This is a genomic window from Caulobacter sp. B11, from assembly GCF_002737765.1.
Taxonomy (GTDB): domain Bacteria; phylum Pseudomonadota; class Alphaproteobacteria; order Caulobacterales; family Caulobacteraceae; genus Caulobacter.
On record NZ_PEGG01000114.1, the window covers coordinates 1 to 4,243 of the forward strand.

The following is a 4,243-nucleotide window of genomic DNA, read 5'->3' on the forward strand; positions in this document are numbered from 1 at the left end:
GCAAGGCGATGAGGAAGATCGACAGGGCCGAGCCCACGAGACAGACGAAACATCACCGCCGCCACCGGCTTGGCCGTGCCGTCATGCAACACACCGCCGACCCAGGCCGCCACCGCGCCGGCCCCGAACGACGCCGCCCCCATCAGGGCCGAGGTCGACCCGGCCCGGGTGGCGTCGACGCTCAGGGCCCCCGCCATGGTGTTGCCGGCCATCAGGCCGTAGGTCGACAGCGCCGCGAACAGCAGCGGCAGCACGGTCCATTGCCCACCGAGCCCCGTCCAGGCGGCCAGGACCAGCAGGACGGCCGCGATCAGCGACGCCACGCTGGCTCGCGACAGCACGGTGTCGGGCGACAATCGCCGCAGCAGCCGGCGATTGACCTGGCTGGCGCCGATGATCCCCACCGCGTTCATGGCGAACAGGATGTTGAACGCCAGCGGCGAGTGGCCGTAGGCGCCCATGATCAGTTCGGGCGCGCTGGAGATGTAGGTGAACAGCACGGCGCCGTTCAGCGTGCCGGCCAGCCCGTAGCCGACGAGACGCCGCTGGCGCAGCAGGGCCTTGAAGGCCAGAAGGGGGTTTTCGGAGCGGGCCTGGGCCTCGGTCTCGGAGGAGCGGGACTCCACCAGAGTGATCGCGACCCAGGCAAAGATCAGCGCGCCGAACGCCGTCAGCACCCAGAAGACGCCGCGCCAGCCGGCGACCGCCTGGACCAGCCCGCCCAATTGCGGCGCCAGGACCGGCGCCAGGCCCATGATCAGGGTCATCAGCGACAGGACCCGAGCGGTTTCGGTGTGGTCGAAATGGTCACGCACCACGGCGCGCGCCACGACCGCCCCGGCGCAGCCGCCCAGGGCCTGCACGAACCGCGCGCCGATCAGCCACTCGATCGACGGGGCGAGCGCGCAGGCCGCCGAGGCCAGGACATAGAGGCCCACGCCGAACAGAATCGGCGCCCGGCGGCCCAGACGATCCGAGACCGGGCCATAGATGAACTGTCCAATGGCCATGCCCGCGAAGAAGGCGGCCAGAGTCGCCTGGGTCTGGTCCGGACCGGCGTGAAGAGCCCGTCCGATCGCCGGAAGGCTGGACAGATACATGTCAATCGACATCGGCGCGAAGGCCGTCAGGGCCCCCAGCAGAAGCACCAATTTCCAAGGCGTGGCGATGGGCGGCGGCAGGTCGGTCATCAGCGGCTTCTACTCCCGTTTGCCGCGACGTGAACCCCTCAAGCCGCTTGCGAGCCGCCCCAACCCTCGGCACGGTGGTCGGCAATCAAAGAGGGTGGAACACGATCATGAGCCAGAGCCAGAGCGCCGCGCCAGCCCCGCCCATGCCCCAGCCGGCCTATGCCGAGGTCAACGGGGTGCGGATGGCCTATTACGAGGCCGGACCGCGCCGGGGCGTGCCGATCGTCCTGTGCCACGGCTTTCCGGAGCTGTCCTTTTCCTGGCGCTGGCAGATCGCCGCCCTCGCCGCCGCCGGGCGCTGGGTGATCGCCCCCGACCAGCGCGGCTATGGCCTGACCGAGTGTCCGGAGGGCGTCGAGGCCTATGACATCACGCACCTGACCGGCGACCTCGTGGGCCTGCTGGATCACCTGGGCGTCGAGAAGGCCGTGTTCTGTGGTCACGACTGGGGCGGCATCATCGTCTGGCAGATGCCCCTGATGCATCCAGATCGCGTGGCCGGGGTCATCGGCGTCAACACGCCCTTCATCCCACGCCTGCCCGTCGACCCGATCACCATGTACCGCCGGGCTTTCGGCGACGACATGTACATCGTCTATTTCCAGACTCCGGGCGAGGCCGACGCCCTGCTGTCCCAGGATGTGGAACGCACCATCCGCTATTTCATGCGACTGCCCGGCGCCACGGTGACGGCCGTCGAGGGCCGGCCGCCCGAGCGCCGCAGCCTGGCCTTGCAGGAAGGCCTCAAGCGCTACGATCCCTCAGGCGACAGCCAGCAATTCCTGACGGCCGAGGACATCGCCGTCTTCGTCGAGGCCTTCCAGCGCACCGGCTTCACCGGCCCCGTCAACTGGTATCGCAACTTCACCCGCAACTGGGAGCAATCGGCCGATCTGCCGACGCGGATCGACGGCGTGCCCTGCCTGATGGTGATGGCGGAAAAGGATGCGGTTCTGCCGCCGGCCCTGCCGACCGCATGGGCGATCAGATCGGCGATCTGGAGAAGGTCCTGATCGAGGATTGCGGACATTGGACCCAGCAGGAAAAGCCGCACGCGTTGAGCCGCGTCCTGGTCGACTGGCTGGAACGGCGGTTTCCCGCCTAGGTCAGCCGGGCCGCCCGGCGCTCGGCGGCCAGCAGGGCGGCGCGGCGGCGCATGGCGGCCGCCAACTGCAGCATGGCCAGGGCCGAGGCCGGATCCCGCTCGGCGGCCCTGACGGTATAGACCTGGGCCAGGACCTCGAGCGACAGGGCCTTGTCCAGGCCCTCGTCAGCCAGCATCTCACCGATCGTACGGTCCAGGGCGGCCAGCTGGCCTGGCGACAGCAGGGCCAGGAGCTCGTCGTCACTGAGGTCGTCAGGATTGATCATCACATCTCTTTAGCGCCCGGCGGTCGCCTTCGAAACCCGCCGGCTGCCTGAAGGCTGGATGTCTCGCCCGGCAGACCGTTCCCTAGCGGCGTAAATTCGCGCTAGGGTCGGGCCATGGATCGCAACGACTCTTCGCCCATCATGTCCTCATCGGGCCGCCGCGGCCTGTTTCGCGAGGTCGAGCCCTTCTCGTTCGGCTGGCTGCCGGCCCAGGACTCCCACGAGATCTACTACGAGGAATGCGGCGCGCCCCAGGGCAAGCCGGCGGTGATCCTGCACGGCGGCCCCGGCGGCGCGGTCAATCCGACCATGCGGCGGTTCTTCGACCCGGCCAAATGGCGCATGGCCCTGTTCGATCAGCGTGGCTGCGGCCGCTCGCGGCCCAATGCCAGCCTCGAGGACAACACCACCTGGAGCCTGATCGCCGATATCGAGCGCCTGCGCGAACATCTGGGCGTCGAGAAGTGGACCGTGTTCGGCGGGTCGTGGGGCTCAACCCTGGCCCTGGCCTACGCCATCAAGCATCCCGACCGGGTCGAGGCCCTGGTGCTGCGCGGCATCTTTCTGCTGACCCAGAAGGAGTTGCGCTGGTTCTATCAGGACGGCGCCTCCATGCTGTTCCCCGACGCCTGGGAGCGCTTTCTGGCCCCCATTCCGGTCGAGGAACGCGGCGACCTGATGGGAGCCTATCACCGCCGCCTGACCCATCCCGACCGCCGGGTTCAGGCCGAGGCGGCCTCGGCCTGGAGCCAGTGGGAAGGCGACACGATCTCCATTCGAGGGCCGGAAGCCCGGCCGCCGAAGTTCAACGAAGTCGACTTCGCCGTCGCCTTCGCGCGGATCGAGTGCCACTTCTTCGCCAATGCCGGCTTCTTCGACGAGGACGGCTGGATCCTCAAGAATATCGACACCATCCGCCACATCCCGACCTGGATCGTTCAGGGCCGCTTCGACGTCGTCACGCCGCTGGACAGCGCCTGGTCGCTGCATCGCGCCTGGCCGGAGGCTCATTTCTCGATCATCTGGGACGCCGGCCACGCCTCGACCGAACCGGGGATCATGGACGGCCTGGTCCGCGCGACCGACGCCGCCCTGGCGCTCTAGGCGAAATGGCGTGGGCGCGAGAACAAAATCGCTCGTCGCGCGCTCTATCCTCATGCGCCTTCGCACCCTGCTCCTGACTCCGACCCTGTTCCAAGGCATGGCCTTCGCCGCGGCCGTTGGCCTGCTGGGCGGCTTCGCCATGAAACTCGGATCCCAGCCGAGTCCGCTCCGGACGCCGGCTTCGTTCAGGGCTCGCAATATGTCGAGGCCGAACCCATCGCCTGGCCGTCCGGCAAGACCCCCGACTATGTGATCGGCACCGATTTCCTGGCGCGGACCGAGCCGGTCTTGCCGCCGCCCAGCGAAGAGATCGCTTATCACGGCGACGACTATGCGCCGATCGCCTGGCGTCCTGACCCTCAGCCGGCGATCGTAACGGCCCGCGCCGCTCCATCCGCAGCCCAGCCCGAACCCGAGGTCAACGAGCGACGCTGGGCCTCGACGGGCGGCGACATTCTCGACCGCCGCCTGCCCGAAGACGTTCGCGACGTTCCCGTCGATCCGCCCGCCGAGCCCCCTGCCGAGATCACCGACCCCGCCTGAGTCGGCCCCTGGCTTGCAGCCTCGGCTCCTGAAGG

3 protein-coding genes and 2 pseudogenes are annotated in these 4,243 nt (G+C 68.6%); 3 read left to right on the forward strand and 2 right to left on the reverse strand.

Translation table 11 applies throughout. The annotated features are described in order from the left end of the window. Positions 1–1,190 (reverse strand): annotated as a pseudogene (locus CSW58_RS06095) (multidrug effflux MFS transporter); the annotation flags it as partial. 143 nt (positions 1,191–1,333) lie between these two features. Here CSW58_RS06095 and CSW58_RS06100 point away from each other — a divergent pair. After that, positions 1,334–2,295 (forward strand): annotated as a pseudogene (locus tag CSW58_RS06100) (alpha/beta fold hydrolase). Here the strand turns inward: CSW58_RS06100 and CSW58_RS06105 are convergent. After that, positions 2,292–2,561 (reverse strand): low temperature requirement protein A, encoded by a 270-nt coding sequence (locus CSW58_RS06105; RefSeq protein WP_099446685.1) that lies wholly within the window; start codon positions 2,559–2,561, stop codon positions 2,292–2,294. The pseudogene CSW58_RS06100 and the gene CSW58_RS06105 overlap by 4 nt on opposite strands. A 114-nt stretch (positions 2,562–2,675) precedes the next feature. Between CSW58_RS06105 and pip the strand changes: the two genes are divergently transcribed. Beyond that, positions 2,676–3,665, forward strand: a complete 990-nt coding sequence (gene pip, locus CSW58_RS06110; protein ID WP_099446686.1) for a prolyl aminopeptidase — start codon at positions 2,676–2,678, stop codon at positions 3,663–3,665. Between the two features lie 249 nt (positions 3,666–3,914). Continuing rightward, the gene (locus tag CSW58_RS06115; RefSeq protein ID WP_099446687.1) at positions 3,915–4,208 is read left to right on the forward strand and encodes a hypothetical protein; all 294 of its coding nucleotides are present in this window, start codon (positions 3,915–3,917) and stop codon (positions 4,206–4,208) included. Positions 4,209–4,243 lie beyond the last annotated feature (35 nt).

Excerpts from the sequence above, each read along its gene's own strand:
- CSW58_RS06105 (WP_099446685.1), bottom strand. The coding sequence starts at position 2,561 with ATGATCAATCCTGACGACCTCAGTGACGACGAGCTCCTGGCCCTGCTG.
- pip (WP_099446686.1), top strand. The coding sequence starts at position 2,676 with ATGGATCGCAACGACTCTTCGCCCATCATGTCCTCATCGGGCCGCCGC.